At 66.2% G+C, this 23,426-nt stretch carries 22 protein-coding genes; 6 read left to right on the top strand and 16 right to left on the bottom strand.

Going from position 1 to position 23,426, the window contains the following annotated elements:
* Nucleotide 1 precedes the first annotated feature (1 nt).
* The 9 genes from trbL to VHN57_RS20635 all read right to left on the bottom strand — a co-directional run bounded on the left by trbL (nucleotide 2) and on the right by VHN57_RS20635 (nucleotide 9,242).
* A complete protein-coding gene (trbL, locus tag VHN57_RS20595) occupies nucleotides 2–1,315 on the bottom strand; it encodes a P-type conjugative transfer protein TrbL (RefSeq protein WP_423285137.1) in 1,314 nt (437 codons plus the stop codon).
* Nucleotides 1,316–1,452: 137 nt separating this feature from the next.
* Nucleotides 1,453–2,208, bottom strand: a complete 756-nt coding sequence (gene trbJ / locus VHN57_RS20600; RefSeq protein ID WP_421122096.1) for a P-type conjugative transfer protein TrbJ — start codon at nucleotides 2,206–2,208, stop codon at nucleotides 1,453–1,455.
* Complete coding sequence (gene trbE / locus VHN57_RS20605; RefSeq protein ID WP_423285139.1) at nucleotides 2,208–4,664, bottom strand: conjugal transfer protein TrbE; 2,457 nt, start codon at nucleotides 4,662–4,664, stop codon at nucleotides 2,208–2,210. The genes trbJ and trbE overlap by 1 nt, the downstream gene beginning before the upstream one ends.
* A 10-nt stretch (nucleotides 4,665–4,674) precedes the next feature.
* On the bottom strand, nucleotides 4,675–4,947 hold the full coding sequence (locus tag VHN57_RS20610) for a VirB3 family type IV secretion system protein (protein ID WP_423286073.1): 273 nt from the start codon (nucleotides 4,945–4,947) through the stop codon (nucleotides 4,675–4,677).
* Between the two features lie 8 nt (nucleotides 4,948–4,955).
* Entirely contained in the window at nucleotides 4,956–5,297 is a 342-nt protein-coding gene (locus tag VHN57_RS20615; RefSeq protein ID WP_099232111.1) for a TrbC/VirB2 family type IV secretion system protein, read from the bottom strand.
* Nucleotides 5,298–5,300: 3 nt separating this feature from the next.
* On the bottom strand, nucleotides 5,301–6,335 hold the full coding sequence (gene trbB, locus VHN57_RS20620) for a P-type conjugative transfer ATPase TrbB (RefSeq protein WP_423285142.1): 1,035 nt from the start codon (nucleotides 6,333–6,335) through the stop codon (nucleotides 5,301–5,303).
* Nucleotides 6,332–6,733, bottom strand: a complete 402-nt coding sequence (locus VHN57_RS20625; RefSeq protein WP_421122092.1) for a CopG family transcriptional regulator — start codon at nucleotides 6,731–6,733, stop codon at nucleotides 6,332–6,334. The genes trbB and VHN57_RS20625 overlap by 4 nt, the downstream gene beginning before the upstream one ends.
* 2 nt (nucleotides 6,734–6,735) lie before the next feature.
* Entirely contained in the window at nucleotides 6,736–8,778 is a 2,043-nt protein-coding gene (locus tag VHN57_RS20630) for a conjugal transfer protein TraG (RefSeq protein ID WP_421122091.1), read from the bottom strand.
* A 275-nt stretch (nucleotides 8,779–9,053) separates the two neighbouring features.
* Nucleotides 9,054–9,242 carry a hypothetical protein gene (locus tag VHN57_RS20635; protein ID WP_423285144.1) on the bottom strand — a complete coding sequence of 63 codons (189 nt, stop codon included), beginning with the start codon at nucleotides 9,240–9,242 and terminating at the stop codon, nucleotides 9,054–9,056.
* A gap of 146 nt (nucleotides 9,243–9,388) precedes the next feature.
* Between VHN57_RS20635 and VHN57_RS20640 the strand changes: the two genes are divergently transcribed.
* From VHN57_RS20640 to VHN57_RS20660, 5 genes are all read left to right on the top strand, one after another.
* The gene (locus tag VHN57_RS20640) at nucleotides 9,389–10,315 is read left to right on the top strand and encodes a nucleotidyltransferase and HEPN domain-containing protein (RefSeq protein WP_423285146.1); all 927 of its coding nucleotides are present in this window, start codon (nucleotides 9,389–9,391) and stop codon (nucleotides 10,313–10,315) included.
* Between the two features lie 219 nt (nucleotides 10,316–10,534).
* Nucleotides 10,535–11,131, top strand: a complete 597-nt coding sequence (locus VHN57_RS20645; protein WP_423285148.1) for an RNA polymerase sigma factor — start codon at nucleotides 10,535–10,537, stop codon at nucleotides 11,129–11,131.
* 47 nt (nucleotides 11,132–11,178) lie between these two features.
* Entirely contained in the window at nucleotides 11,179–12,210 is a 1,032-nt protein-coding gene (locus VHN57_RS20650; protein ID WP_423285150.1) for a FecR family protein, read from the top strand.
* 59 nt (nucleotides 12,211–12,269) lie between these two features.
* Complete coding sequence (locus tag VHN57_RS20655) at nucleotides 12,270–14,822, top strand: TonB-dependent receptor domain-containing protein (protein WP_423285152.1); 2,553 nt, start codon at nucleotides 12,270–12,272, stop codon at nucleotides 14,820–14,822.
* Between the two features lie 135 nt (nucleotides 14,823–14,957).
* Entirely contained in the window at nucleotides 14,958–16,970 is a 2,013-nt protein-coding gene (locus VHN57_RS20660) for an Atxe2 family lasso peptide isopeptidase (protein ID WP_423286075.1), read from the top strand.
* A gap of 12 nt (nucleotides 16,971–16,982) precedes the next feature.
* Here VHN57_RS20660 and VHN57_RS20665 read toward each other — a convergent pair whose 3' ends face one another.
* The 6 genes from VHN57_RS20665 to VHN57_RS20690 form a co-directional block, all read right to left on the bottom strand.
* Nucleotides 16,983–18,728 (bottom strand): asparagine synthase-related protein, encoded by a 1,746-nt coding sequence (locus tag VHN57_RS20665; protein WP_423285154.1) that lies wholly within the window; start codon nucleotides 18,726–18,728, stop codon nucleotides 16,983–16,985.
* A complete protein-coding gene (locus tag VHN57_RS20670) occupies nucleotides 18,725–19,387 on the bottom strand; it encodes a lasso peptide biosynthesis B2 protein (protein WP_423285156.1) in 663 nt (220 codons plus the stop codon). Before VHN57_RS20670 ends, VHN57_RS20665 begins: the two co-directional genes overlap by 4 nt.
* A gap of 106 nt (nucleotides 19,388–19,493) precedes the next feature.
* Nucleotides 19,494–19,628, bottom strand: coding sequence for a benenodin family lasso peptide (locus tag VHN57_RS20675; protein WP_017502572.1), 135 nt, complete (start codon nucleotides 19,626–19,628; stop codon nucleotides 19,494–19,496).
* Between the two features lie 177 nt (nucleotides 19,629–19,805).
* Nucleotides 19,806–20,423 carry a GntR family transcriptional regulator gene (locus VHN57_RS20680; protein ID WP_423285159.1) on the bottom strand — a complete coding sequence of 206 codons (618 nt, stop codon included), beginning with the start codon at nucleotides 20,421–20,423 and terminating at the stop codon, nucleotides 19,806–19,808.
* Nucleotides 20,424–20,639: 216 nt separating this feature from the next.
* Complete coding sequence (locus tag VHN57_RS20685; RefSeq protein ID WP_185706651.1) at nucleotides 20,640–21,071, bottom strand: helix-turn-helix domain-containing protein; 432 nt, start codon at nucleotides 21,069–21,071, stop codon at nucleotides 20,640–20,642.
* Nucleotides 21,072–21,264: 193 nt separating this feature from the next.
* Entirely contained in the window at nucleotides 21,265–21,714 is a 450-nt protein-coding gene (locus VHN57_RS20690) for a hypothetical protein (protein ID WP_423285161.1), read from the bottom strand.
* A 103-nt stretch (nucleotides 21,715–21,817) separates the two neighbouring features.
* Here VHN57_RS20690 and VHN57_RS20695 point away from each other — a divergent pair, with 103 nt between their 5' ends.
* On the top strand, nucleotides 21,818–22,108 hold the full coding sequence (locus VHN57_RS20695) for a hypothetical protein (RefSeq protein ID WP_423285163.1): 291 nt from the start codon (nucleotides 21,818–21,820) through the stop codon (nucleotides 22,106–22,108).
* Here VHN57_RS20695 and VHN57_RS20700 read toward each other — a convergent pair.
* Entirely contained in the window at nucleotides 22,095–22,568 is a 474-nt protein-coding gene (locus VHN57_RS20700) for a sigma factor-like helix-turn-helix DNA-binding protein (RefSeq protein WP_048939328.1), read from the bottom strand. The genes VHN57_RS20695 and VHN57_RS20700 overlap by 14 nt on opposite strands.
* Nucleotides 22,569–23,426 lie beyond the last annotated feature (858 nt).

Here is a 23,426-nt window from a genome sequence, read left to right on the forward strand (position 1 = left end):
CTCAGTCGTTCCTTTCCTTGATGTCCGGGGTGGCGGATCCACCGCCGCGATCGCCCTGCTGAAGCGTGTGGATCGCTTGGCTCTGGCGATGGCGGCTCGTTTGCTGGTTGCGCATTGCGCGCGCCCAGGCGGGCGTCCCGCCCGCCTCCCCGCCGCCGCCCGTTCCAATCGGATTGGATGGCGGTGAGCTTTGGTTGAGCGCGTCCCAAGCGGCCTGACGACCGCCGGCCGCGGCTTCGCCGAGACCAAGGGCGCCGCCCACGCGCGACCGCGCGGCATTCCCCGCGGCGCGGCCCACGCCGCCGAGGCCCGCGCCGACCGAGGGGGTGGCGGCGGTCTCGCGGCCAAGCTGGTAGGCGGTCGATGCGGCCGACCCCATTGCCGTGCCCGAGCGGACGGCGCCGAGGGCAGCGCCACCCAAGGCGCGTGCTCCGCCCACGGCGGCGCCGCCAGCCAGCATCGTCACGCCGGCAGCGCCGACGGCGGTGCCGAGGGCTGCACCGGCACCAAGCTGGGGTGCGCCCGACACCAGGCCCGAGGCGATCGCCGGACCGAATATGCCCAGGCCGAACAGGGAAAGGCTCGCGAGCACGAGGCTCATGGCCTGGCCGATGTCCGGTTCCTGGCCTCGCAGCGCGTCAGTGAACTCGGTGAAGAAGTTGGAACCGATGCCCACGATAACCGCGAGCACCATCACCTTGATGCCGGAGGAGACGACGTTGCCCAGCACGCGTTCGGCAAGGAAACTCGTTCGGTTCCAGAGCGCGAAAGGCACAAGGATGAAGCCGGCCAGCGTGGTCAGCTTGAACTCGAGGATGCAGACGAACATCTGCACCGCAAGGATGAAGAAGGCGACGATCACCAGCGCCCAGGCGAACAGCAGGACCATGATCACCAGGAAATTGTCGAAGAAGGTCGTGAACCCGACCATTTCGCTCGCCTGTTCGATCAGTGGCCATGCCGCCGAGAAGCCGGTCCCCGCAAGCCGCCCGGGCTTGAGCAGGTCATCGGGCGAGAGCGTCCCGCCACCGGCCGTAAGGCCAGCCTGCGTGAACGAGCGGAAGATGATGTCGGCTAGTCGAGAGAAGCTGTTCAGGATGAAGGCGAACGCGCCGACGTACAGGATCTTGCGCAGGAACCGGCCGATGACATTGTCCTCGCCGCCCATCGCCCAGAACAGTCCGGCAAGCGTGATGTCGATGCCGATCAGCGTCGCGGTCAGGAACCCGACATCAGGCCCAAGCAGTCCGAACCCACTGTCGATGTAGGTGATGAACGCCTGAAGGAAGCGATCGATGACATTTAGGTCGTTCAATTGACTGCCTTCCTGATGGAGCGAAGAGGTGTCGCGGGACGCGGCTGGGGAGCTGGACCGCGCCCCGCGACGGCGATCGGCGGCACGAGAGGGAGCGCCGCCGACCGCGGACCGGATCAGCCTAGAGCCCGAGGGGGCTATTCAGGCGTGTAGGCCGATCCGGAACCGAGAAACTTCTTCGTCGCCGCGCGGGCTTCCGTCGCCTGCGTTGTCCGGCGCGCCTGCTCGATGGCCTCGCTGCGGAACTGCGCGGCCATCATGTGCTGGAGCTGGAACTGCTGCTTTGCCGTGAGCGCGAGAAGCTGGTTCGTCGCTTGGCTGACCTGGAGCGATCCCTCGGCACCCTGGCTGCGCGCGACGATGTCAGCCAGCACCTCGGTGTCCGACTGGATGTTCTCGACCACCTGGGCCTGCACGGTCATCGTCTGGCGGAACGCGCCCATGCTGGCGTCAAGGCGTCCCCGCGCGTCGCGTACGCGGGTATCGGCGCGCAAGGCAGAGCTGAAGTCCTGGGGGAACAGCGACTGGAACTTGTCGTCGAGCTGGTCGACGCGGAAATCGATGGCCTGCGCGCGGCCCATCAGCCGGTCGATTTCGGTAAGCTTGCGCTTGAGGGCGTCGAGCTGCGGGAAGTCGATGCGCGTTAGGTTCTTGCCCATGTTGACCAGCATCTGCGCTTCGTTCTGGAGTTGCTGGATCTGCTGGTTGACGGTCTGCAGCGTGCGTGCAGCGGTCAGGATATTCTGCGCGTAGTTGCTCGGATCGAACACGACGCCGCCGAACTGGGCGTGTGCCGGGCTCGCCGTCATCGTCATCGCGCCCATGCCAAGCGCGCCGCACGCGCCGAGGCCGAGCAAGGCAGCAATCATGTGCTTTCGATGGGGACTATGCATTACGTCTCTCCTTCGTGGGGGGCTTGAATGTCGGAAGCGGGGAAATCGGCAGCGAGGTCGGCCGCCCAGTCGAGGCCGGCATCGCGCAGGAAGGCTTCGGCGAAACGGCCGTGCCCATGCTCGGCGAGGACCGCATCGATCCGGGCTTGCGCTGCGGGATCAGACGAGCCGCACAAGGCCAGCGCGATCGGACCCAGCCCCAGTTCGAACAGCCGGTTGCCGCGTGCGGACTGGAGGTAATAGTGCCGCTTGGGCGTGGCCCGCGCGATCAGCTCGACCTGCCGGTCATTGAGGCCGAAGCGCGCGTAGATGTCATGACCCTGCGGCTCGATCGCCCGATCGTTGGGCAGCAGGATCCGCTGCGGGCAGCTTTCGATGATGGCCGGCGCGATCGCGGAGCCCGCAATGTCTGCAAGGCTTTGCGTCGCGAACAGCACAGCTACATTCTTCTTGCGCAGCACCTTCAGCCACTCCCGGATGCGGGCTGCGAAAAGCGGATGGTCGAGGAAGATCCAGGCCTCGTCGAGGATCAGCAAGGTCGGGCGGCCATTGAACCGCTCTTCCAGCCTGTGAAACAGATAGCTCAGCACAGGCGCGACCGCGCCAGCCTGGCCCATCAGCGCCTCGGTCTCGAAGCACTGCAAGTCGGCCAGGCTAAGCTGCTGCTCGGCGGCATCGAGCAGCCGGCCATGCGGGCCTTCGAGCGTATAGGGCTGTAGCGCGATGCGCAGCGCGTTCGACTGGAGCAGCAGTGCTAGCCCGGTCAAGGTTCGCTCCTCGCGCGGCGCGGAAGCAAGGCTGCCGAGAGCGGTCCAGATCGCGTCCTTCACTTCCGGCGTTACGATCAAGCCCTCGTGCGCGAGCAGCGCCGCGATCCAATCCGCTGCCCAGCTCCGCTCGCCAGCATTGTCGATGTTCGCAAGCGGCTGGAATGCCAGCGTCTCGCCGTCGACCTCGGCCGATCCGAGCGCGTGGTGCGCGCCGCCCATCGCCAGCACGGCCGCCCGCGCGCTATTCCCCTTGTCGAAGATATAGACTTGGGCGCCGGGGTAGCGCCGGAATTGCAGCGCGATGAGGCTCAGCAGCACCGACTTGCCCGCGCCCGTTGGTCCCACGATCATCATGTGCCCGACATCACCGACGTGGGTGGAAAGCCGGAACGGCGTCGAGCCGGCGGTCTTCGCGAGTAGCAGTGGCGGTCCGTCGAGGTGGCCATTGCGCACCGGCCCGGCCCACACTGACGAAAGCGGCATCAGGTGCGCGAGGTTGAGCGTATGCACCAGCGGCTGACGGACATTGGCGTAGGTCTGGCCTGGCAGCGAGGAGAGCCAGGCTTCGACCGCATTCACCGTTTCGCGAACGCAGGTGAAGCCAAGCCCGTTGACGATCCTTTCGACCGCGCGGACCTTGTCCTCGACCGCCATCCGACTCCGGTCCGTGACCGTGATCGTCGTGGTCAGGTAGCCGAACGCGACATGGTCACCGCCAAGCACCTGGAGGGCCTGATCGGCATCGGCCACCTTGTTGTCGGCATCGCTGTCGAGCAATTGCGCGGGTGAATTATAAAGGACCTCGCGCAACAGCGCGGTGATCGACTTGCGCTTGTTGAACCATTGGCGCCGGAGCGAGGTGAGCGTCTTGGTCGCTTGGCTCTTGTCGAGCGCGATGAAGCGCGTGACCCAGCGATAGCCGAAGTCCTGGTGGTTGAGCGCATCGAGGATGCCGGGACGGCTGAGGCTCGGGAAGCCGAGAATGGTCAGCGTGCGCACATGCAGGTCGCCAAGGCGCGGTTCAAGCCCGCCGACCAGCGGCGTATCTGCAAGCAGCCCATCGAGATACATCGGCGTTTCTGGCGCGGCGACCCTATGATGACGGTCGGAGATCGCGCCATGCAGGAATGTCAGCGTCTCGCTATCGTCGAGCGGGCGCACCTGCGGCATAAAGCCGCAGAGCAGGTCGAGCACGCGGTCGGTCTCGGCAACGAATTTTTCCAGTGCGCCGCGCCAGTCGCGTGTATTTTCGCTATCGGGCCGCTCCACAAGGCTCCGCCCCGCACGGTCGGTAGCATCTGCAGACGGAAGCCACGTCAGGGACAGGTGATAGCGGCTTTCGAAATGCGTCCCCGCCGCCTCGAAGGCCGCTCGGCGCTCGCCATCGACGAGCCAGCTCGCCGCATCGGCAAAGCTACTGTCGGGATAGGCCTGCGCCTCGCGCCGCTCCGCGTCGAAGAATAGCGCCCAGCCGCTGCCGAGTCGCTTGAGCACATTGTTCGCCCGCGCGCAGGCGGCGACCAGCTCGGCCTCGGTCGCGGACTCGAGGTCGGGACCACGGAAGACAAGCACCCGCAAAAAGCTGCCGTCCTTGTTGAGCACCACGCCGGGCGCCACCAGCGCGGCCCAGGGCAGGTGATCGGCAAGGCGCTCGGCGGACGCGCGATATTCGCCCAGGAACATCATTTCAGGTGCCTCAGCATGCGAAATATCCCTTCTGGCGGATGTGGCGCAGGAGGACCGGCGCGAAATCGGGATCACGGCGGGTGGCCATCACGGCGATGCTATGGCCGACGGCCCAGAGCAGCACCCCGGCCAGCCACTGCTGGAGGCCGAGGCCGACCGCTGCCGCCAGCGTGCCGTTGACGATCGCGAGGCCCCGCGGTGCGCCGCCCAGCAGAAGCGGCGAACCCAGCGCGCTGTGGATCGGCACCTCGTAGCCATCGATATGCTCTGATCCGGAGGACATGGCGCCGGTCACGAGATCAATGCTCCGCCGCCGAAGCTGAAGAAGGACAGGAAGAAGCTCGAGGCGGCAAAGGCGATGGAGAGACCAAAGACGATCTGGATCAGTCGCCGGAACCCGCCCGCGCTCTCGCCGAAAGCGAGCGTCAGGCCGGTCACGATAATGATGATCACGGCGACGATCTTGGCTACCGGGCCCTGCACGGATTCCAGCACCTGCTGCAGTGGTTCTTCCCACGGCATGCCGGAGCCGGCCGCCTGGACTTGGGCGGCGAGCGCCAACGCGAGGCCGATCGCGGCGCCGACAAGCGAAGAGCGGTTGGCGATGCGGCGGGGATTGTGGGCAAAGGTCATGGGTCAGGTCTCCTTCGGGCTGGACTTGGGGGAATTGAGCTTGGGAAGATCGGCGAGCGCGTAAGCGCCGGTGTCGGGATCGAGCCCGGCGACACGCGCGATCGTGGCGACGCGGCGGTCGACGCCGCGCCCGGCGATGAAGACGATGATGTCGATCGCCTCGGCGACCAGTTGGCGCGGCACGGTGACGACCACCTCCTGTACCAACTGTTCGATGCGGTAGAGTGCGGCCCGGGCGCTGTTGGCGTGGACCGTCGCGATCCCGCCGGGGTGACCGGTATTCCAGGCCTTGAGCATGTCGAGCGCTTCGGGGCCGCGGACCTCGCCGACCACGATGCGATCGGGGCGCAGGCGCATGGTCGAGCGCACCAGCTCGGTCATCGACACATGCGGTGGACGGGTACGTAGCGCCACCGTGTCGGGCAGCGGGCATTGCAGTTCGCGCGTGTCCTCGATGAGGATGACGCGGCTATCGAGCCTCGAATGTTCTGGGGCCATCTCGGCGAGCAGCGCATTGGCGAGGGTCGTCTTGCCCGAGCTGGTGCCTCCGGCGACGAGGATGTTGCAGCGCTGGGCGACAGCGGCGCGCAGGGCGTCTGCCTGGACCTCCGACATCAGCCCATCGGCGATATAGTCGTCGAGCGTGTGCAGCCTCGTGGCAGGCTTGCGGATGGAGAAACAGGGTGCGGACGACACCGGAGGCAGCACGCCTTCGAAACGCTCGCCGGCGCAGCCCTCGATATGCGGCGGCAGCTCGGCCGATAGGATCGGGTGCTCGGCATGGACCTCGGCCCGGACATGGCTCGCCACCAGCCGGATGATCCGCTCGACCTGGTCCGGTTCGATGCGGGCCCCGGTATCGATACGGCCTTCGCCAAGACGGTCAAGCCGTAGCGCGCCGTCCGGATTCACCATGATCTCGGTGACTTGGCTGTCGCGCATCGCGGCGGCAATGTCGCGGCCTAGCGCCGTGATCAGCATCCGGCGACGGCGCTCAGCCGAGGTTGCCGGCCCTGCGGTGTCTGGGCGGCCGCTCATTCGCCATTCTCCGAAGAACCGGCCAGGGTGCGCCGCCCGGTCGAGACTTGCCGTCCGACCTGGGTCACGAAGGCTTCGAACCTCTTGGCTCCGAGCGCGCGGCCCGCCTGGTCGTTTTCGGCGAGCGGCGTCTGGATCGCGAGTTCGAACCGGATGAAGAGGGCGAGCGTCTCGAGGATCACATAGGAGTCGCGATCGACCCGGCCGATCGCCTGCGTAAGCCGGTCGAGGCGGATCGCGAACCGATCCTCCAGCTCCGATGCGCCCCGGCGATTGAGCCAGGCAGTAACCGCATCGACGAGGATGGCCGACTTGCTGGCGCCGGGCCTGGCGGCGAGCGCTTCCAGCCGATCGGACACGGGCTTGGGCAGGAACAGCTGATGGCGGATCTTATCCATGATCAAAATCCCAATTGGAGGTCGTCGGGGCGATCCGAGGCGGCATCGAGGCCGTAGACGGTACGCACGGTGCCGAGCTGCTGGACCCGGTCCATGGCGCGGCGCTCGGCAGCCTGATCACCATCGTCTTCGCCAAGGCCCAGGGGGTCGGCGACCTCTGGCTCGATGACGACTGCCGGTTCGATGTCGTGCGCGGGGTGCCGCGCCTGCTCGAGGCCGCCGGCGTCGGCTCCTTCATCGGCATCACCATGGGCGGAGAGGCGAATGTCAGCGCCGCGAACCTGTCCAGCCCAGTCATCCGGGCGAGCTGCCGGAAGGTCACGATAGCCGGCACCATCCAGTATCGGTGCGGGCGAGAGCCGCTCTGTGAATCGGCGATCCTCGTAATAGCGCAGCTTCTTCACGCGTATCGGGGGGTGTCCAGAGATCAGGACCAGCCCATCCGTGGGCGCAAGCTGCATCACCTCGCCGGGCGTCAGCAGAGCCCGCGCAGTCTCCTGGCGGCTGACCATGACGTGCGCGAGCCAAGGCGCGAGTCGGTGCCCCGCATAGTTGCGCATCGCGCGCTGTTCGGTCGCCGTACCAAGCGCGTCCGAAATCCGCTTGGCGGTTCGCTCGTCGTTGGTCGCAAAGGCAACGCGGACATGGCAGTTGTCGAGAATGGCGTTGTGCTCGCCATAAGCCTTCTCGATCTGGTTCAGGCTCTGCGCGATCAGGAAGGCGCGCACCCCGTAGCCCGCCAGGAACGCGAGGCTCGTCTCGAAGAAGTCGAGCCTTCCCAGCGCCGGGAACTCGTCGAGCATCATCAGCAACCGATGTCGGCCCTGTGCGGCCTCGCCGTCCTTGCCGACGCCGTGCAATTCCTCGGTCAACCGGCGGCCGATCTGGTTGAGGATAAGGCGAACCAGCGGCTTGGTGCGGCTGATGTCGGACGGCGGCACGACAAGGTAGAGCGAGATCGGATGTGCCGCTCCGACGAGATCGGCGATGCGCCAGTCGGATGCGGCAGTTACTGCAGCGACGGTCGGGTCTCGATAAAGGCCAAGAAACGACATGGCGGTCGACAGCACGCCGGAGCGTTCGTTCTCGCTCTTGTTGAGCAGTTCACGGGCCGCAGAGGCGACCACGGGATGGACCAGCGGCGCATCCGGCGTACCGAGATGGTTGGTGGCCATCATCCTTCGCAGGGTCGCGGCGAAGCTGCGTTGCGGGTCCGACAGAAGGCAAGCGACGCGGGCGAGTGTCTTCTCTTCCTCGGCATAGAGGACATGGAGGATGGCGCCGACCAGCAGCGAATGGCTGGTCTTCTCCCAGTGGTTGCGACGCTCCAGCGCACCCTCGGGATCCACCAGGATGTCGGCGATATTCTGGACGTCGCGGACTTCGTTCACCCCGCGCCGGACCTCGAGCAGCGGATTGTAGCGCGCCGAGCGAGCGTCGGTCGGATTGAACAGCAGGCAGTGCGAGAAGCGGGCGCGCCAGCCGGCGGTCAGTTGCCAGTTCTCGCCCTTGATGTCGTGTACGAGGCAAGAGCCGGTCCAGGAAAGCAGGGTTGGAATGACAAGGCCGACTCCCTTGCCCGATCGGGTGGGCGCGAATGCCATGACATGTTCGGGGCCATCGTGGCGCAAGTCATCGCGGTCGATGCGCCCCAGCACGACGCCGTGCTGGTCGAGGAGCCCGGCACCCTTGATGTCCCGGTGCGTCGCCCAGCGGGCCGAGCCATAGGTGGTCAGGTTTTTGGACTGGCGCGCGCGCCATATCGAACCGAAGATCGCCGCGCCGCAGCCGACGAAGCCGCCAGCGGCTGCGATGCCACCCGCCTTGTCGAAGACGATGGGCGCATAGGCATCGAACGAAAACCACCAGGGAAAGATCGACCAGGGATGATAGATCGGCTGGCCCAGCAAGACGAACCAGGGGGCGCCAAGCTCCGGCTGATAGGCGAGCTGCGCCGCGGCCCATTGCGTGGCGGTCCAGATGCCCGCGAGGATGATCGCCAGCACTATGAGCATTTGTCCAATGAGTAGCTTTGTCGGGGTCATGCGAGCCTCCGCCCAGGTCCGAGAACTGACTGCGGGCTAGGGCATAGAGTCTCAGAAGAAAGGCTCGGACGTCAGGGCGTCGCTGGTATCGCGACGCATCTCCTCGCGGTCCCCGGCGACCGGTTTCGAACCGGCGCCATGTCGGGGTGACGAATCGCACACGCAGATCGCTCCCTCCTGGCGATCGATGGCAGCATCCCGGCCCGCTGACGGCCAATGCCCGTGCCGCCTTCGATGCGCAGGAAAGGGGCACGCCATCGGGCAAGCTTGGAATTTCACGCGGCGGCAGTCGCCGATCCCGCCTGGTCCATGCCGATCACCTCCATCGCGGAGAAGATCGATCGCGTCGACGTCACCGGCACGGGTCGGCAGAACGGCCTCGTCGCGATGGCCTGGACGCCAATCGGCCGGTCGCGGTGGATCGGGGACGGATCTTCAATCGCTTTTGCAGCGGCCGCCTCCAACCTTGTGCTTCGACGCTTTCCCGTTCTATATTTGTGCCGCTTGCTTGCCTGGCCTGCATAGCAACCGGTTCCGCCCACGCATTTGGAGTTTGCACGCTTTGCGCATCGCCGTCCCCTTCCTTGGCAGAGCGCGTCAGGCCTGAGCCATGCGGAGCGATCTTGATCATCTCCCGCTACACAAGCAGCGCGAGTTAGACCTTGTCGTGGAAATGCTGTTCCAGGGGCTTCGCGACGCCACCGTCGCGGCGACGGGGCGGCGCAAGTCCGGCCGGATCCTCAAGATCATATTGTTCGGGTCCTATGCACGCGGCGACTGGGTGGATGCCCCGCTCGATGCCAACCGGTACAAGTCCGACTATGCCCTGCTGGTGATCGTCAACCAGAAGGACCTGACGGATCGTGCGGCCTATTGGGACGAGACCGACCAGCGGATCGTCACCGCCTATAATTTCGAGAAGACGCTCGGTACGCCCGCCAATTTCATCGTCCACTCGCTGCAGGAGGTGAACGACGGGCTGGCGCATGGCCGACTGTTTTTCATGAATATCCTCAACGACGGCATCCTTCTCTACGAATCCGACGATCGGCCGCTGAAGACGCCGATTCCCAAGACGCCGGACATGGCCCTGGTGGCGGCCGAAGAATATTTTTCCAAGTATATCGGCGACGCAACCCGGTTCTTCGATCTCGCCAAGGTCGCGATTGAACGAGACTATTCTAATGAGGCGGCGTTTCTCCTTCATCAAGCGGTTGAGAATCTCTATCAGGGGCTATTGCTGACCTTCACCTTCTACACCCCCTATGATCACAACATTCTGTTCCTGCGGGAGCTTGCCGAGGACATCGATCGCAGCCTCTTCGACGTCTGGCCGCGCGGTACGCGGCGGGAGCGCGCCCTCTACCAAAAATTGAAGGACGCCTATCGCAAGGGTCGTTATTCGCGCCATTACAGGATTAGCCGCGAGGACCTGGAATGGCTCGCCGGCCATGCCGAGGTCCTTGGGCAGCGCGTCCATGCCTTGTGCCAGTCGCGCATCGCCGAATTGCGCAGGGCCATTACCGATCAGGCTTGAGCCGACGTCTTGCGCCCTTCGCACCTTTGGCTATCATGGGCCGCGGAGGCGTTGATCGCCGGCACCCGCCTCCCTCCTGTTGTGCCAGGCATCACTACATCCGTCCCTGCGGTCGGGTGGCAGGGGTTTTTCTAAAGACCTCGCGCGTCGCTAGCTCTCGCCAACCCCGGACCGCCCTGGGGCGCGACGACTGCCGGCCCGACGAGGTCGTGCGTTTCCATGCCAATGCGACATGCCCGGGCGCTTGCTGGCGAGCGCCGCATCGCTGCGCAACCCGCCGACCCGGACCCCGGTGAAGACGCGCATGAGATTGGCGGCAAGGCCAGCAGGATCGAGGGGCTTTATCGGGCGGAGGCGCCGCGCCTCACCCGCTACTTTCGTCGACGCATCGGCGAGACGGACGAGGCGCCCGATCTCGTGCAGGAAGCCTTCGCGCGGCTCGCCGCCTTCATGGCGCGCGAGGGCCTGGCCAACCCGGCGCCCTATCTCCAGCGGATCGCACGCAATCTCCTGTTCGAGCGGAGCCGGCGCCGTTTGCGTCGCATGTCTGCCGCCCATGTCGCCATCGACGAGGAAGCCGACATTGCAGTGCCGCCTGCCCAGGAGGAAGCCCTCGCGCATGCCGAACTCATGGCGCGCTACGAAGATGCCGTGCAGGGCCTTCCCGACCGGACCCGCGAGGCATTCCTGCTTCACCGCCTCGACGAACTGACCTATCGCGAGATCGCCGAGCGGCTCGGCATCTCCATTCCCACCGTCCAATATCATGTCGGGCGGGCACTGGCACACATCTCCACGGCTCTCGAAACCGAATGACACAGATGGATGGATCGCGAACGCCCGAGCTGCGCGAGGACGCTGCCATGTGGTTCGCCCTCATGCGCGGTCCCGAAGGCGAGACGCAGCGCGCGGAATTCGAGACCTGGCTTGCCGCAGATCCGGCGCATCGCCAGGCCTATAGCCATATCAGCGAGGTGTTCAGCCTCGGGAAAGGGCTGAAGTTGGCCGTCGAGGTGTCGGATACACGTCGTCCTGCGCGACAGCCCATGCTGCTCGCCCGGATGATGGGGAGCCCGCTCCTCATGCTGCTGCTCCTTCTCGTGTCCGTTCCCATGCTGGTAGGGCTAACCGCGGCTGCGATGCGCGCGATCGGCCCCGGCCATCCGCTCATCCAGGCGGACGGAACGGGCAGGGCACCGGTCGCCGAGGCGAGCCTCGCCACGTCGCCCGGGGAAGTGCGGGCATTCCGGCTGGCCGACGGATCCCGCCTGATCCTCGATGCCGACAGCCGCGTGCGCGTCACGCTCTCGGCCGCGCGGCGCGACCTGGCGCTGCTGCGTGGGCGCGCGCGCTTTGTCGTCGCGCATGAGCGGCGGCCCTTCGTCGTCGCGGCCGGCGGGGGCTCTGTCCTCGCGCGCGGCACCATCTTCGATGTGACGCTTCGTGGCCAGGATGCCACCGTCGCGCTTATCGAAGGCCAGGTTGATGTCCGCCAGCCTGCCATGGGCACGGCCGCAGGATCGTCCCGGGACAGCGGCGAGGTGACGCGCCTCACCGCCGGCCATGGCATCGCGATCGGTGGGGGGAAGGGGGTGGCGCTTCAGGCAATCCCGGTGGTCCAGGCCGACTGGCCGAGTGACCTGCGCGATTTCAGGAACGTGCCGCTGCGCGATCTGCTGGCGGAGGCGAACCGCTATGCCGACAGGCCCTTGCTCCTGGCCGAGCCCGGGCTCGGCGACCTGCGCGTCTCGGGCATCTTCCGCGTCCGCGAACCCACGCGCCTTGCCGAAAACCTTGCAGAACTGCTCGATCTCTCCCTCGTCCAGAGCCCGTCAGGCATCGCGCTGGGCCGACGCTGCGCTGCGCACGAAAAAAATTCGTGCCCGCCCTCATAAATTTCGCCTGACCGGCATGGATACCCCTGAACAGCCTGCAACGGGACAAGGGGGTAACCATGAGCAACAAGAGATCGAGTGCATTTTTCCTGGCGGCGAGCCTGTGGGCGCTGGCCGTTCCGGCAGGGGCGCAGGAACCACGGCAGGAGTTGCACCTGCCTGCCCAGGGGCTCGGCGATGCGCTGCGAGCGCTCGGCAGCGCCGCCCGGCGCGAGATCATTTTCACCCCCGAGGCCGTCGCCGGCAAGTCCGCCGCTGCGCTCGACGGCGCCTATACGTTCAAGGAGGCACTCGACACGCTGCTGGCTGGCAGCGGCCTGTCTACGGTCGAGCGCGACGGGACGGTCCTCGTCGTGGGGCGATCGCAGGCGCCGCTAGCCCCGGCGGCAGCCCATAGCGAGGATGCCGCGATCCTTGTGACAGGGTCGCGCATTCGCGGGGCACCGCCGGCCTCGCCGGTCACCGTCCTGAGCAGCCGCGAGATCGCCCAGGCCGGGCAGACCGACCTCGGCGAGGCGGTGCGCACGCTGCCGCAGAGCTTCGGTGGTGGCCAGAACCCGGGCGTGGCGCCAGGTGCGCCGGGCAGCAACAACAACCAGAATTCGGGCTCGAGCATCAATCTGCGCGGCCTCGGACCAGATGCGACACTGACCCTGCTCAACGGCCATCGCCTCGCCTATGGCTCCTTCACCCAGGCCATCGACGTCAATGCCATCCCGCTTGCCGCGGTCGAGCGCATCGAGATCGTCGCCGACGGTGCTTCGGCGCTCTACGGCTCGGATGCGGTCGGCGGCGTCGCCAATATCATCCTGCGCAAGGACTATGAAGGCGCCTCCGCCACTGCGCGGCTCGGTTCCGCGACTGACGGCGGCAACACGCAGCAGCAATACAGCCTCGTCGCGGGAACGACCTGGAACGGTGGCGGCGTCATGGCGACCTATGATTTCGAGCGCGACACCGCGATCACTGCGCGGCAGCGCAGCTATACCCAATATATGCCGGGCAATACGACCTTGCTGCCTGCGGTGAAGCGGCACAGCGCGGTGCTGAGCCTGCACCATGCGTTCTCTCCCGACCTGACCTTCAGCATCGATGGCCTCTATAATTGGCGGCGTGCTCCCACTGTCCTGCAGGTGCCTGGCGGGTCGCGCTACACGACCGAGCCGACCAACCAGTCCTTCGCGATCGCGCCGTCGCTGTCGTTCCAGGCAACGCCCTCGCTCAGCTTTGCCATCAGTGGCGTCTATGGCGAGGACCGGACCGACACCAGGCAGTTCACCACCACTGCGGCCGGCGCGGTCAGCGCCTATCCCTATTGCTACTGCAATATGGTCAAGTCCCTCGAAGCGACATCGCAGGGTGACCTCTTCGACCTGCCTGCCGGCACGGTCAGGTTCGCCGGCGGCGCCGGCTATCGCGACAATGGCTATCTCAACCGCTCCACCAGCCTGCCCGAGCCGATCGACGTCCATCAGGACAGCTATTATGGCTTCGGCGAAATCTACGTCCCGCTGGTCTCGCCGGGACAGGTGGTCGCCGCCATCCATCGCCTGTCGCTCACCGGCGCGCTGCGCTACGAGAAATATCCCGGTATCGACGACGTGCTGACGCCCAAGCTGGGGCTGATCTATGCGCCGAGCCCGGACCTGGATCTCAAGGCATCCTGGGGAAAATCTTTCAAGGCGGCAACGCTGTACCAGCAATACCAGCCCCAATATGCCTTTCTGTACGACGCGACGACCCTGGGCGGTTCGGGCTACCCGTCGGGCGCGACCGCGCTGTTCACCAATGGCGGCAACCGGGCGCTCAAGCCCGAGCGCGCGACCTCCTGGTCGGCGACCCTGGCCGCCCATCCCCGCGCTGTTTCCGGGCTGCGGCTGGAGGCCAGCTATTTCGAGATCGCCTATCGCGACCGGGTGGCGCAGCCGTTCCAGGGCACCGACTTCTACAACGCGCTCGGCCGGCTGACCCTCGACGATTTTGTCGATCCCTATCCGGATGCCGACCAGCAAGCGGCGCTGATCGCCGCATCGCCCGTCCCGCTCTTCAACTATTCGGGGCAGGCCTACGACCCGGATGCAGTCGTCGCGGCCGTCTACAATAGCTTCTTCAATGTCGCGCGGCAGAAGATCCGCGGCGTCGACCTTATGGCCCGTTATGATGCTGAGCTCGATAGTGGCGACAGGCTGTCGCTGACAGGCTCGGCGTCCTGGCTGCAGTCACGCCAGAGGCTCGACCCGTCGCTGCCTTATACCGACCTTGCCGGGACGATCTTCAACCCGCCGCACTGGCGGGGCCGGGGCGGAGCGACATGGACGCGCGGCCCCCTGAGCGCATCCGCCTTTGCCAACTATATCGGCGGGGTGGACGACACCCGCAATAGCCCCGCTGTGCGAGTGGGATCGCAGACGACCTTCGATCTCGCGCTTGTCTACCGCCCATCGCAGGAAGGACTGGTCCCGGGCGTCGGCTTCGCGCTGGCCGTCCGCAACCTTCTCAATGACAAGCCTGCCTATGCGCGCGCGGTGGCGAACTATTATGTCAGCTACGATTCCACCAACCAGTCCGCAATCGGCCGCTTCATCAGCGTCTCGCTGACCAAGGAGTGGTGAACGATGACCGGTCCTGATCTTCCCGCAGCTGGATTCAGGCGAATGGCAGCGCGATGGCGGGTCCATCGCCTCGCGTGCCGTGTGTGCGGCAGGGAGCGGCCTACCGCCCTTGGCAGCCTCGCCCTTGCCCTTGGCATGGCGCTGGTGCCCGTCGCATCCCGGGCAAGCCAGCCGCCCTGCGACCTGCTGCCGCCCGCCGCGGCGCCGGCCGAAGCCCGGCGCGAGATCAACGCGCTCGACCTTATTCGCCTGCGCGATTTCGGGGGCATGCAGTTCGATAGCTATCCGGGGCCCCCGGCGGCGCTGTCGCCTGACGGCCGGCATGTAGCATTGCAGCTTCGTCGCGGTGACCCTTCGTCCAACCGCTACTGCACCGGCATCCTGGTGAAGGAGACCGGGAGCGCCGCGCCGCCCCGGATCGTCGCCGATGGCGGCGAGGTCATCCGGCTCTCCTTCGACAAATATGGCTTCTCCGGCCTTGTGGCAGGCGCGCCGGTGCCGTCGGTCCTGCGCTGGGCGCCCGATGGCAAGCTTCTGGCGTTCACCAAGGCGGTGGGCGGCATCATGCAGCTGTATCTCGTTCGCCCCGATGGGACGGATGAGACGCAACTGACGCATTCGAACGTGTCGATCGACGATTTCCAGTGGCTGCCAGGCGGCGAGGCGATCGTCTATTCCAGTCGCGCCGGCCTGATCGACGCGGAGCGGAGGATCGACAGCGAGGCGCCAGGCGGATGGCGCTACGACCTGCGTTTCTGGCCCCTGGCCGGTGGCCGGCCACACCCGCCATCCCCGATCCCGAGCCGGGCCGACGTCATCACGCTGGCGGATCGAACCGTGCGCCCGGCAAGCGATGCGCAGCGCCTCGTCCTGGAGCCGGCGAGCACGCCGGGCTGGCCGACTGGGGCGATCCAGGCCCTGCCGCTGGGCAGCGGCGCAGATCGTGCCTGGCTGGCACCGGCCAATCCCGATGCCTTGTTCAAGCCCAATATTCTCCGTGTTTCGGTGAACGGCCGCGAACTGCCTTGCCCGCAGCAGGCCTGCAGCGACGTGATCGGCCTGTGGAAGCGTGATGATCGCACGATCCTGTTCCTCAAGCGACAAGGCGTGGCGCGCAGCGAACTGGCCCTGATGCGCTGGGACCTCGGCGCAGGCGCACCTCGGCGGCTGCTTGGTACCAACGATCCCTGGCTGGGCTGCCAGCTCGGGCCTCAGGAGCTGGTCTGTACGGCGGAGGGCGGCACTGCGCCTCGCCATGTGATCGGCGTCGATGTGGACACGGCCAAGGTCCGCACGATCTACGATCCCAATCCGGAATTTGCCGCAATCCGGCTTCGCCACCCCGAGCGCCTGGTCTGGCGCAATGCATTCGGCATCGAGACCTTTGCCGACCTCGTCCTTCCTTCCGGTTATCGGCCCGGACATCCCGTTCCGCTCATTGTCGTCCAATATGAATCGCGCGGCTTCCTGCGCGGCGGTACCGCTGACGAATTCCCGATCCAGCTGTTCGCGGCTAATGGCTTTGCCGTCCTGAGCTTCAATCGGCCGCCCTGGTACGCCCTCCAGGGAAAGCCGCTCGATCTTTTCGCCTTCCTCCAGGCCAACCAGAAGGACTGGCTGGATCGGCGCAGCGTCCAGTCCTCCCTCGAAATCGTCGTCGAGCGCCTGATCGCGCGGGGCATCGCCGATCCCGCCCGCATCGGCATCACCGGGCAAAGCGACGGCGCCTCCACAGCGACCTTCGCACTGATTCATTCGCGGCTGTTCAAGGCCGTCGCGCTCAGCACCTGCTGCGAGGATCCGGCGATGATGGCCAGTCTTGGCCCTGGGTTCGAGAACTGGTATGCGAAATCGGGCTATCCAAGGTTCAACGAGGATCGTCCCGACTTCTGGAAGCAGGGGTCGCTGGCGCCCAATCTTGGGGCGCTGCCGCCGGTTCCCTTGCTGATCCAGGCAGGCGAGGAGGAGTTCCGCTTCGCATTGCCGACCTACGCGGCAGTCAAGAATGCCGGCTGGCCGACCGAGATGTACGTCTTTTCGGGCGAGGGCCATGTCAAGCTGCAGCCAGCCCATCGGCTCGCCGTCTATGAGCGCAACCTCGCCTGGTTCCAGCGCTGGTTCAAGCCGGGCGAGGGTGCAGCGCCATGAGGCTGAGCAGGGTCAGCCGCGACGGGCAGCGAGCCAGGCTTCGACATCCACGAACCGCATGATCCGCACATAGAGATGATCTCCCGCGTCCGGCACCGTCGCAAGACTGGCCTCCAGTGCCCGCCGGTCGAGGATTCCGCGCGCGCATAGTTCGCCTTCCAGCAGCATCGCGCGGATAGTGGCGAGATTGCCGAGATAAAGGCTTCGCACGAGGCTGGTGAAACCGCCCTTCGAGGCACGCTGGACGATCCTGGCCGGGAGCTTGGGGGCATAGGCGCGGCGCGCGATCGCCCGGTTCATGCCATCCTCGTACCAGAGCCATGTCGGCTGCCGCAGGCAGGCCTCCATCACCGGTTGCGACAGGAGCGGATAGATAACCGGCAGGCCGTCCGCGCCATCGAGATAGTCGATGAGGGCAAGGCCGCGCATGATCGCCGCGACATGCTCGCGCTTTCCGACGGGAAGGTCTGCGAACTCGTTGATCCAGGGATGCGGCGGATGCGCTGTTCGTGCGTCGAGCAGCGCGGGAGCGAGCAGGCGCTCGTCCCGAGGCCACGTCCAGCCCCGACGGCGGCCCAGATGCTTCTGCAGCGATCGCCGCGCGATCAGGAAGGGCGAGCATTCGGTTACCGCGGCGACCTCCATCACCGTGCGCCAATATCCCGCCCCCATCCCCTGAGCTGCCATCCTGTCGCTTGCCGGCGTCGCCGAGCGCAGGAAGCAGAAGACATTGTCGCCGCCGCTGCCATACGCGATCGCCCTTGCGCCGACCTCTTGGGCGACAGCGCTGCCATGCTTGACGAGGCTTTGCGTGAAGGCGCGCGTGGAGGGCCGGGGGCGCTGCGCCGCGCTCGACGCGGACAGGGCGACGTCGGCTGGGGAAAGGTCCAGTTGATGCGACTGCAGGTCGAGATGCCGGCATACCTCGCTGGCAAATGCGCGTTCATCGCCGCTCCCTGTGCCGCTTACCAGGGTAATCGCATGGCGCAGGCCGGGGAGCGCCGCGGCGAGCACCGAGGAATCAAGCCCACCGCTCAATGTCAGCGCCACCGGACCGATCTGCCGCGACCAGTGGTGGCAGGCGCTGTCCACCGCCCGCGCGACCTCGTCCTGGGCCTGTGCGGAAGACGGGAGGGCTGCGGCGTCGATGAACTTGGCCGGGCTCCATAGTGCATGATGATAGACGCCCTCGAGCCCGATATGCAGGATCTCGCCTGGCAGGATTTCCTTGATGCCGACAAGGGCGCTCTCCCGTCCCACCAGGTCTGGATAGAGCAGTTCGTCTTCGACGACAGCCCAGTCGATCGCATTGGCGCGACCGGTGAGTGCCTCGATGAACGGCAAGTGGGACGCGACCACCAGTTCGCTTCCCCAGCGCCTATAGTAGCAGGGGCAGCGCGCGGACGGATCACGATAGATGCACACCGCATCCGCTCCCTCGATGCCGGTCCAGGCCACGAAAGCGCCCCACCGCGCTTCGATCGCTTCGAGAAAGGCAGCGGGTGCGGCGTTGGAATCGACGACCCCTATGAACGGGGATCCGCCCGGTACGCGCGAAAAGGCCGGCCCCACTATGTGAATGTCTGCAGGAACGCCGCCGATGCTCTGGGTCGGACCTGCCGCGAACAGGGCATGAGCGCTCGAGACGGCACAGGGCGCCAGGCCTAGCCGCTCTGCAACCGCATCGGCCGCGGTTCGGGCCGGGGCCGGCCGGTCGCGCTCCAGCGTTACCACGCCGAGGTAGGCGCCAAGCATCATAGCTGCAGGATCGGCGTGAAGCAGGCGACCCGCTCATGCGTGTCACCTAGGATCATGTCATGGTCCTGGACCCAGCAATGCGCCTCGAACGGGTCGAGGCGCACGCCGAGCACGAGGCGGCAGGCCATGTTTCGCGACCGCAGGAAATGCAGTAGCGCCATCGAATCGGGGAGGCAGGTGTCGCGCGCCGGGACGAGCTGCCGCGCCCGCACGAATAGCGCGGTTCTGGCTGCTGCCTGGCCTGGCGTCATGGGCACCGACGGGCGGGACTGGAGGCGGCGGGCCCACCGGATGAGGAGGCGCAGGGGAATGAGGCGCACCGCAAGACGCATAGTGATGATCCGCACGATCGCCGCCCCTGTCGCCCCTGTCATAAGGGGTCGGCGCTGTACGTCGGCTGTGGCGGGCGGCGGCGCATCCTGAGCAGGTACCGCGATATGGCTCGGCTCCGCAGGGCGACCTAAATCCGCGTCGCAAAGGCCGATCTGGGCGAGCGCCTCGAACCGATTGGCGGGACCATCGGCATGGGCGCCGCTATGTCGCAGGGCGTGGAACGCCTCGACCAGATGCGGAGGCAATTGGAGGTAGATGTCGCGCGCAACGTCGATGACGACGATCCGCCCTCCGACATCGCACCAATTTATGTCCGCGCGGGCCATGGTGCATTCTGGCTCCCTGCATGCGAGCGTCGCAGGCAAAGCCTGCCTCGCGGTTTGCGGGTTACGGAGCCTGGCGCATCCCCGGCCGGGAATGCGCCAGGGTAGATCAGTCGTCGAGGATACCGGCAAGGCCCTGGCCGGCAGGCGCATCGACCGTTCCACCGGAGATGCCCTTGGTTTCGACGCTCACCGCGCCGAGTTCGACGACGTCGTCACGGCGGTCTTCGCTGTTGCGTTCCATTTCGTCTACTCCTTGTAGCCGCTGGATTGCGGCACAAGAAGAATAGGATCCGGAGTTTCCGCGTGCGAACTTATATTATGCCGGAATGAGAGTGCTTGGGATTGGGCGGGCCGGACTATAATCATTAATATTGAGAATGCTTCATCATACTGGATGACTGTATTCACTGGCGGCTATTCATGGCTGCATTATCGTGTGGATCGCGAAACTCGACCGTGCGCGCTCTTGGTGATAGCGGGCCATGGCTCGGCGTGCCGCGCCGATCGGCGCCCTGTCGATCGTGGCGAGGAGCAGCGAGAATTCGCCGACGACATCGGGGAGCAGGCGGTGCTCCAGGGCCCGCGCGCGTGCCAATGCGCGTGAGACTGCTGCCACTGCCTGCTCCAGCTCCTCATTTTGCGGGACGGATGCCAGGATGCCGAATAGCCTTTCGGACGCTGCGGCCACTTGTCCGGGCTCCAGGGCCTCATGCTTGAGCGCGCCGAGTCCTTTCCTTGCGCTCTCTGGCAAAGGACGCTCGAGAGCGAACTGGATCAAATGGCCATGCCAGCGATAGAGCCCGGCGAGCCGGTCGGCATCGAGCGACCGGACGCGAAAGCCGCCGCCCGGAAGCAGAACGACAAGACGCTCGCCCACCAGCCGGTTCAGGGCATCACGGACGGGTGTAGCGCTCGCGCCGAACTGATAGGTGAGACGGGTGAGCTTGAGCATCGCGCCGGGCGCGAAGGCGCCCTCGACAATTTCATGTCGGATGCGACGATATATATAGTCTGCCGTGATGGGCTCGGGCGCCATCCTACCTCCATCCTGCGCATGGGGACCTCTGCGCCCCGCACTCTGGTTTGCAGGGCCCCTGCCGGTTTCGCCTCCGCTTGCGGGTATCGGCTTGGCGCGCCGGCTGCCCGCCCGCGGGATCGCGCGTGCCGTTCCTGCTGGCGCTGGCCTTGTATCGGGGCATGTCGACGCTGACGCCTCGCCTGAGGCATGCAGGCGCCCGGCAGGGACTGCGCTCTATGCCGACCTGTCGATCCCGTCGCCCGGGCAAGCACCGCCCCAGATGCTGACGAGTCGGTCAAGTAGCCGGCCAATCTTCGCCCTGCCTTCCCGCGTCAGGCTGACGCGTACATAGCGGTGATCGCGCCCTCGCCGGCTTCGCTCGGCTCCGTTTTCCGGGCTCGGGCCGCGGCGGCAGAGGACGAGGCCATCCCGCTCCAGTTCACCGACCTTGCGATGCGCGGTCGACGCCGGCACCTGCGAGGCCAGGCACAAGCTCCAGACGTGCAGCGTGCGATGCTCGCACTCGGCGAGGTAGAGCTGGGCGAGCATGTCGAGGCGCGGGGTGGATACGAAGTCACTGCCGAAGCAATCACTCGTCGCCTCGCGCATGCTGGCGAGAATCCGGCATGCCTGGGCGCGCAGTTCCCCATCCGTCGAACCTGTCATCTGGCCTCCTCCCTACCCTGTCCCTCCCGGACCATGCGCAATCGCCCGTCACTCCGATATAGCACCCAGACGTGATGCCGAGCGGTCATGGTCGGAGCCAGAGCGTCACGGCGGCCTGCGATGTCGCCCACTGGACGCTGGCTGGGCCGCGTCATGGTCTGGGTACTGTCTCGTGCCGAGGTGAGGGCGCTCGTCATCGGCTGGCGAGGCTCCACGGCGGATCCCGGTGGCCCTGACGGCGGCGTCGATGATGCCGCTCCGTGCCGATGATGAGGAGGAGCAGCATGGGATAGGACAGCTTGCCGACGATCCACCAATAGGCCAGCGGCAGGATGTCGGCGTCGAAGGCACGCGCGGCATGGGCAGCGAGTGCCAGGCACTGGATCGCCGCAACCCAGAGCGGCCAGAAGCGATTCGCCCTCAGTGCGATCCCGAGCAGTGCGGCGAGGAGCGCCGCATCGATCCAGACGATCGACCACTGCACATTGCGAAAAGACAAGGCCACCTGCATGTTGGTAAGGCTCGTTGCGATCGTGGCCACCAGCATCGCCGCTGCCGCGAGACGCTCGGGGGCACCGCCACGCCAGCCGGCATGGATCGCCAGGACGGCGACCAGCAGGAGGAAGGCCGCGATCGGGGTCATCGATGTCGCGGACGTGCCGCATCATCGCCGCCGCTCATCCGTCGGCTCCGGATGGCTCCAGGCCGAACGCGCTCGCCGGCGGCTTGAGGACGTCGCCGAACGCTTGCACGTCGATCCCGAGCTTGCGACCAAGCATTTCAAGCATGCGGTGGGCCTCGGCGACATGTCCCAGCGCGCTCGATGTCAGCAACTGCGCGTTGCTGATGGCGGTCAGGACCTGATGGCCCGCCACGGGGGACAGGTTGCGGCCGACCTGTGCGAGGATCGCGGAGGTCGAAAGCTCGCCGCCTTTCGCAAACAGGGCCTGGAGCAGCTTCTCATAGGCGTGCAGGTCGCTCGCGAGGGCCGCGACGCCTGGGCCACCGGCAGGCGGGGCGGCCTTATTCGCCAGTGAAGAACCTGGAAAGGACCTCGAGGCCGATGGCCAGCATTCCGAAGCTTGCGGCGGCGGCAAGGACGAGGAGGATGAACCAGAAGAGGCGGTGGATAGGTCCGAGTGCATTGCGATCTACTCCCTTGTGACGAAAGGGAAGCAGCACCTGCCATTCGCCGACCTGCAACCCTTGACCCGGCACTGGGGGATCGCTCGCGCCGATGGCTACCCCCGCCAATTCGCCCCCCGATTTCCCGGGGGGCGTCATATTCTTGCCACCGAACAGCATTTCGGCCGCCCGGCGTCGGTTGGGTGCGCCCAGGATCGCTACCGCCTCTGAAATATAGGAGTCCACCGTGCCGACGCCGATGCCGAGCTCTCCCGCAATCTCCTTGGATGTCCGGAGCTGGAAGACGTGCCACAGGCATTCGCGATGGCGGGGCGCAAGCCGGTCGGCAAGGGCTTCAGCCTCCTCCGTCACTGCATCGATCCTTCAAGGACTGATTTGGGGAGAGTGGCGGACGCTGCCCGCGCGATGGACGCGGCGGGGGCCGCGAGGATCATCTTGATTGCCGTTCGCACCAGCGTTGCACCTCCCTCCACTCCTTCATGATAGAGCGGCTCGCAGCACCTTTCCCAACGCATCCAATCCCTTGCCGTTTATGGTCAATTCTGGCCACAGGGATAGATAGATCGCGAGTCTGCGGTTTGCCACCCCGACGCGAGGGGAAGACGCACGGTCGCGGCGGGTCGCCGATCCGTTTGATCGGTGCGCGTCGTGCGCACGAAATCAGTGATTCGCCGCGTTCATCCCCTATGTACGGCACCTCGCAATCCCGCATCTTTGCGGCGCTGCGGCTCGATGCCCCGGACCCATCCGCCCGCCAGTCCGCGGCGTTTCTGCGCGTTCCCGGGCGACGAGATCCTTCACCTGGCTCTTGCAGCGGCCTGTAGACTTGCGCAACCTCGAGGCGAGGGCCGGCTGGGGACTGCTCCGCGGCTCAAGACTTGGATTTCCATCATCTCCGTCCCCCATACCCTCATGCCCGCCGCGCCGCCGCGCACGCGATGGCCTCTCCCTGCTCGTCCGGTCGGCCCGCTGGAAATCCCCGCCACGATCTTCGGGGGGTGACCGCCGCGCGCGAAGGCCGCGATGACCAAAGGATGCGCTGTCGTTGCCCGGCTTAGGCACCGCCATCGCCTGGGGCATCGAGATCGACTGCCCTTGCGGAAAGGGGGCATATGCATAGGTCTGGTGATCACCGCTTCGGCTCCCCGAATGTGCGTATCCCTTCCGCATCGCCTCGGCGCCCGTGCGGGGCCCATCCCGTCATGCTGG

Source organism: Sphingobium salicis subsp. salicis (genome assembly GCF_049472635.1).
GTDB lineage: Bacteria > Pseudomonadota > Alphaproteobacteria > Sphingomonadales > Sphingomonadaceae > Sphingobium > Sphingobium yanoikuyae_A.

What these genes read in the sequence shown, in the direction of transcription:
- VHN57_RS20650 (WP_423285150.1), top strand. Translation starts at nt 11,179, where the DNA reads ATGTGGTTCGCCCTCATGCGCGGTCCCGAAGGCGAGACGCAGCGCGCG.
- VHN57_RS20660 (WP_423286075.1), top strand. Translation starts at nt 14,958, where the DNA reads ATGGCGCTGGTGCCCGTCGCATCCCGGGCAAGCCAGCCGCCCTGCGAC.
- VHN57_RS20640 (WP_423285146.1), top strand. Translation starts at nt 9,389, where the DNA reads ATGCGGAGCGATCTTGATCATCTCCCGCTACACAAGCAGCGCGAGTTA.
- VHN57_RS20685 (WP_185706651.1), bottom strand. Translation starts at nt 21,071, where the DNA reads ATGACAGGTTCGACGGATGGGGAACTGCGCGCCCAGGCATGCCGGATT.
- VHN57_RS20655 (WP_423285152.1), top strand. Translation starts at nt 12,270, where the DNA reads ATGAGCAACAAGAGATCGAGTGCATTTTTCCTGGCGGCGAGCCTGTGG.
- trbE (WP_423285139.1), bottom strand. Translation starts at nt 4,664, where the DNA reads ATGATGTTCCTGGGCGAATATCGCGCGTCCGCCGAGCGCCTTGCCGAT.
- VHN57_RS20630 (WP_421122091.1), bottom strand. Translation starts at nt 8,778, where the DNA reads ATGACCCCGACAAAGCTACTCATTGGACAAATGCTCATAGTGCTGGCG.
- VHN57_RS20675 (WP_017502572.1), bottom strand. Translation starts at nt 19,628, where the DNA reads ATGGAACGCAACAGCGAAGACCGCCGTGACGACGTCGTCGAACTCGGC.
- VHN57_RS20690 (WP_423285161.1), bottom strand. Translation starts at nt 21,714, where the DNA reads ATGACCCCGATCGCGGCCTTCCTCCTGCTGGTCGCCGTCCTGGCGATC.
- VHN57_RS20670 (WP_423285156.1), bottom strand. Translation starts at nt 19,387, where the DNA reads ATGGCCCGCGCGGACATAAATTGGTGCGATGTCGGAGGGCGGATCGTC.
- trbJ (WP_421122096.1), bottom strand. Translation starts at nt 2,208, where the DNA reads ATGCATAGTCCCCATCGAAAGCACATGATTGCTGCCTTGCTCGGCCTC.
- trbB (WP_423285142.1), bottom strand. Translation starts at nt 6,335, where the DNA reads ATGAGCGGCCGCCCAGACACCGCAGGGCCGGCAACCTCGGCTGAGCGC.
- VHN57_RS20615 (WP_099232111.1), bottom strand. Translation starts at nt 5,297, where the DNA reads ATGACCTTTGCCCACAATCCCCGCCGCATCGCCAACCGCTCTTCGCTT.
- VHN57_RS20645 (WP_423285148.1), top strand. Translation starts at nt 10,535, where the DNA reads ATGCCAATGCGACATGCCCGGGCGCTTGCTGGCGAGCGCCGCATCGCT.
- VHN57_RS20680 (WP_423285159.1), bottom strand. Translation starts at nt 20,423, where the DNA reads ATGGCGCCCGAGCCCATCACGGCAGACTATATATATCGTCGCATCCGA.
- VHN57_RS20625 (WP_421122092.1), bottom strand. Translation starts at nt 6,733, where the DNA reads ATGGATAAGATCCGCCATCAGCTGTTCCTGCCCAAGCCCGTGTCCGAT.
- VHN57_RS20610 (WP_423286073.1), bottom strand. Translation starts at nt 4,947, where the DNA reads ATGTCCTCCGGATCAGAGCATATCGATGGCTACGAGGTGCCGATCCAC.
- VHN57_RS20665 (WP_423285154.1), bottom strand. Translation starts at nt 18,728, where the DNA reads ATGATGCTTGGCGCCTACCTCGGCGTGGTAACGCTGGAGCGCGACCGG.